Consider the following 4,801-nt stretch of genomic DNA (forward strand, 5'->3'; position numbering starts at 1 on the left):
TGTTATTGAGTGATCGACATGGATGTTATTACGTGATCGGCATGAATGTTATTGAGCGATCGCCATGCGTGGGAATATGCACATGCTGCGCCATGGGGGATTGGATAGCCATGGAGGGTTCTTTGATGTAAGTCGTATGTCTGTAGACCCCTTGCCCATTGACCCGAATGTTTGGCTTACCTTTGGCTACTCACCCCCCTGACCTGCAGGTAGAAAAATAGCGCCCATCAAGGCGCTATTTTTTTGCTTAGTGCAGTCCATAAGGGCGAATCCTCTGGCAGCAGTGATTTAAAGCCAGTCTCTCCTGATGAACCCATACCACCCGCACCATCTTGCGCCTCCATGGTTCCTGCGGCCTCCTTGGCAACATCCACAGGATTAACGCTAGTCCCGCTATGAGTCGTAGTTTGAGGCGCGTGTAAGAGGCCGCCAGAAGGCTTCCTGATGCGGCCTTTAGTCATCAGTATCGACACCCCCTCATATATCAAGAAAATCACCCTGGTGGTAGCTGAACCATTGTCCAGTTGATACGCTGTCCATGCATCCAGGGAGCAGGGATCCGCTATCTTCTCTGAAAATGAGTCAGCATCCATAAGAGCTCTGATCTCATGGGGGATCGACTTGAAAACGATACTTTTGGCGAGTGGAGTGAAAGGGCTAAGCCCCGTTGTTAGCTGTTTCGGTGAAACATGGGGAGGTTGTGGCCTCTCCATGTTTTCCTCCATCAATGAGGAGTATCCGGCCAGCATCAGATACAGCGCCCGCGCACTCACAGGCTGTGTATCGAGCTGCATAGCAATGGCTCTGTCGATACAGCTAAACTCGCACAGGAATGATCCGAAATCAGGCCGAGCTAAGAACTTGGCTAAGTCCTTCGGCACGTTCCGGATCTGCATCTCCTTTGGCCAGCTCTTATTCATCGACAAAGATACCCTTGAGGAATGAGTTTCCAATATCCATCGCAGCCGATACACCCAGCGATTGGATCCCAACAACGCAAGCAAAGGATGGATCCAACAAGCCATCAGCATCAGCTATCTGGAGGTCGGTCAAAGTTACCGTCGCTAAATCACTGGGGATTTCCTTCTTCAATTGCTCAATGAATACATCATCGTGGACAGCGCCGCCAGATATGACAACGGCCCCGATTCGGTCATGCAGACCATCCAACGAGTTAAGAAGTGATGGCAAGTGCTCGGTAATGTGAGCTCGAGCTGAACGTGATTTCTCCGCTTCGCACGACACCACTGTGCTGGCCATAGTGCCATCTGGACGTTCACCCTTGATCCACGCCTTTTTGGTTTCCACCAGGGACAACCCGAGCAGTTCTTTCAGCTTTTGCTCTGCCCCTGAAATACCCTGCACTCGCCGGTGAGTTTGATGTTGAATCTTTCGGTCAACCACACAGCAGCTTTGCCAATCCCCCGAACCGATCTGAAAGACCAAATATGACTGCGCTTGTGGTGGCATGATCTTGGTGACGGCCTCGGTTTCATACAAGACTGAAACTGGCTTATCTTCTACCAAGCGAACGCGGCAGGTCTTGATTGCCCCATCCGTACTGCCTTCTCGAAACCGGATTTCCTTGATGGCATCGGCCAACGCTTTCGTGGCCTCATCGTTCAGGTCGGTCGTTGATTTGTTTGCTCGGAAGCTCATCACATGCTGCTTGGCAGCCGACAGGCCGACAGAAATTTCATGATCCCCTGCGCCCAACCCCTTAGCGAGTAAAGCCCGCACGAGCCGCTGGTAGTGCTGATCTGTTGGGGAGCCACCAAATATCCGTCCACCGTCAGGGTTGTAAATGAATGCTGAACTGCCAACGACAGTTTCGAGTCCATCATCATCCACCAGGATCACCGAGTCAGGGTTGAGCTTGGATGTAGGTATGTGGGTAGGTAGGGTTGCAGTGTGTGAAGCCATCATGATTTTTTTCATGCACAAATCCTTGGTTGGTGTTGCCCACGCTGGGCGGGTGGTTATGCGGCATAACTGTACTTAAATACATCGCCGCTGTATCTCTTTACAGCATCATTGTAATATCCAACAGCTAATCAGTAAACATAAACACCAATAACCGCACTCAAATACAGCAGTGATGTTTGCGGATACAGGTGGGTTTCATCAGAGATAAAAAAGCCCGGACGAACCGGGCTTACCTCTTGATAAAGAGGAGGGAAGTATCACTTGAGATTTTTCAGCATCTCTATGAATTTGGCCGCGTCCAGCCCCTTGGGGAGTGTTACCTCCAGTTTCCCGTTGCCTTGCGTTTTAACGGTGAATCGACCGGCTGTAACTGTCGCTTGATGATCATGAGAGTCATCTTTTCCTGTGATATCGGCTAACAGCTTGCGCAGCAGCGTAGACGCTGCAGCATCGCTGGGTATTTCATTGTCCTGCAAATGATTGCTACACGCCTGACGCAGGGCCTCTTTCTGCTCGTCCGTCAGGTTCTTGTACTGCCGGCTAATCAGTAGGATGGTAGGGCGTCCAATGTCGGTCTTGGATGGAAACAACTCATAAATGAACATCGGGATTTTGACCGCAGCCAAACCATAATTGATCTGAACCGCAGAGATACCGGTAAAATCGGCATACTCGGCCTGCGTCATCCCTAACTCATCCATTTGCCCCTGGTAATAACGGCCATTGTCATAGAGTGAGTTAGGCTTAGTTAAATTAAAGATGTGGCTAATTTCTTTAGCCTCTGCAGGGGTCAGTATTTCCGTCGTGAAGCTGACCAGTAAGCCTTTTTTGGCGTAAATTGCGCAGAACCGTCTACGTTGGCCATCAAAGATATAATAAATACCATCGGCACCCTTCGTGGCTAGGGCGTCAACTACAACACCATCATTTTGAATGCTCGGTAAAATATCGCTGCAGGACTCTGCTGTTACAGCGTTTGGGTTGCGAGTGTTAGCGGGATGTACTCGCGTCAGTGATTCAACTTGGCCAGCAGGAATATAAATTGTGGTGAACTTTACCCGCCGGTCATTTGATAATTGAACATATCGCACACCCATTTCTTTACGAATGAAGCGGGCCTTTTGTTCCTCTGGCGGGAGAGTTTCCATGGCCAGGTCATTCATCAAATCGAATGGCTGATCTTCCTTTAGCGGCACTAACGGTTCCCCCACGCCAAGGGCATTATCCCCAGGGTGTTGGTCCAGCAAATCTGCGGCTGATACTCGTTGCTTTGCCATTACATGGTCTCCCCATTAACTAGAGCCCCGAAAACCTCGGTAACCACGTTCTCAGCGACAGTTAGAGCTCTCTTTAAAGAGCGAGAGTCACCGCTATATGCTTTCGGCTGGATAGTAAAGACGGTTTGCCCTTGCCCCTCCTCAAAAACGGCGGAGAACGGCCGGAGATTGTCCATCTTGTGAGACAAAACATGGCCAGGCCAGCATCGCATCATGATCTGGTAATTATCGAGGTGGATCTGATTACTGGCATCCTGTTTTGTGGCTATGAATTTTATCCGCTCAGGATCCAGAATCGGGGAGGGGATTGTGTCGTACAGGTCATACATCCGATCCACAAATTTCAGCGTCGAATCAAACTCTAAAGGATCGAGCCCTACGGGGATCAGCATAGAGTGAGAGCATTGCATTGCATTCAGCAAGGCAGCATCAAGGTGCGGGCCGCAATCGATGATGATCAGGTCGAAGTCATTCTTCAGCGGCTCAATGACGAATTTGGAGAGGAGTTCGGTGACATTGATTCCGGTTTTGTCTGCAAATCGATATGCATGCAGGCTGAAAAATGAATCCGCGCTACTGGCCGGCAATATGTAGAGACCTTCACTCGCAGTGGGTTTAATCCACTGCCGCAGAGTATCCGGACTGGCTTGAGTCATGATGGCCTCGACAGCAGAATGCTGTTCTTTTAATCCGAGCCCCTTGTAGCCAAAGGCAACAGATAGAGAGGCTTGAGGGTCGAGGTCGATAATGCAGATCCGCATCTGTTGTGCGATGAGGTTCCGAGCATGAATGAAACCAGAGGCTAGGGTCGCGGCTGTTGTTGATTTGCCAACACCACCCTTTAGAGACAGTGCAGCAATAACGCTAGCACCGTGCCAGCGGCCCATTTGCTCCAGGCGCTGGCGGTTAGATTGAATGCCAGCCTCTTGGTAGATAGACCGGACATCTGCTAGCGAAAAACTGTAGGGACTTGGCTGTTTGGATTCATCTCGTTTGAATTCCATCCCTTTGGCGCGGAGAGCAGCAAGGGCGGCCTCAGTCCTTTGTTGATTCATTCCCGGAAGTTTTTTTACATCATTGAACGTAAACGTAACGGGCAAAATGTTTGTTTGCGAAGTGAGAACCTGCTTTTTCTCAATAGCGGCCAGCCCTCTTCTCGCGCCCAGCCGCAACTGTTCTAGCCCCTGCATAAGTGTATCTTTTGTGCTCACAAGAACCCCCAAATCACTGTTAAATTCAGATTTTTACAAATAAACCGATCTTCTGTTTTTAAGGTTATCATCACAACTTCCAGAATCAACACAATTGTTCACCAACTCAGCTTAAACTGCGGATTATTGCGATATATCACAAAGTTGTCGGGTAAATACCACAGCAATGAGGGGCATGCAGGGGCGCCGGTCACTGCGGATCATCAGGCAGGTCTATCGGAAGGTAAAAAGGAATATGTATCACGCATGGGGAGGGTAAGCCCCGCCGTTTGGCGGGGAACAAGCAGCGCACTTATGAGTCAATGGTAAGCGCCCTTGAATCGGCATCTTTTTTTCCCAAAATCAGCTCGTCACACTTGAAATCCATTACCTCTTCGCTGGATTTTC

At 49.8% G+C, this 4,801-nt stretch carries 4 protein-coding genes; all 4 read right to left on the bottom strand.

Annotation, left to right across the window (positions count from 1 at the left end):
* Positions 1-227: 227 nt before the first annotated feature.
* The 4 genes from ACYVG7_RS11185 to ACYVG7_RS11200 all read right to left on the bottom strand — a co-directional run bounded on the left by ACYVG7_RS11185 (position 228) and on the right by ACYVG7_RS11200 (position 4,414).
* Positions 228-920, bottom strand: a complete 693-nt coding sequence (locus tag ACYVG7_RS11185) for a hypothetical protein (protein ID WP_460883189.1) — start codon at positions 918-920, stop codon at positions 228-230.
* Positions 913-1,938 carry a hypothetical protein gene (locus ACYVG7_RS11190; protein WP_460883190.1) on the bottom strand — a complete coding sequence of 342 codons (1,026 nt, stop codon included), beginning with the start codon at positions 1,936-1,938 and terminating at the stop codon, positions 913-915. Before ACYVG7_RS11190 ends, ACYVG7_RS11185 begins: the two co-directional genes overlap by 8 nt.
* Positions 1,939-2,183: 245 nt before the next feature.
* Entirely contained in the window at positions 2,184-3,203 is a 1,020-nt protein-coding gene (locus tag ACYVG7_RS11195; protein WP_460883191.1) for a hypothetical protein, read from the bottom strand.
* Positions 3,203-4,414, bottom strand: a complete 1,212-nt coding sequence (locus ACYVG7_RS11200) for a ParA family protein (RefSeq protein ID WP_460883192.1) — start codon at positions 4,412-4,414, stop codon at positions 3,203-3,205. The genes ACYVG7_RS11195 and ACYVG7_RS11200 overlap by 1 nt, the downstream gene beginning before the upstream one ends.
* Positions 4,415-4,801 lie beyond the last annotated feature (387 nt).

The organism is Pseudaeromonas pectinilytica (assembly GCF_054780855.1).

Coding starts and splice junctions, on each gene's coding strand:
- ACYVG7_RS11185 (WP_460883189.1), bottom strand. CDS start 920: ATGAATAAGAGCTGGCCAAAGGAGATGCAGATCCGGAACGTGCCGAAG.
- ACYVG7_RS11190 (WP_460883190.1), bottom strand. CDS start 1,938: ATGAAAAAAATCATGATGGCTTCACACACTGCAACCCTACCTACCCAC.
- ACYVG7_RS11195 (WP_460883191.1), bottom strand. CDS start 3,203: ATGGCAAAGCAACGAGTATCAGCCGCAGATTTGCTGGACCAACACCCT.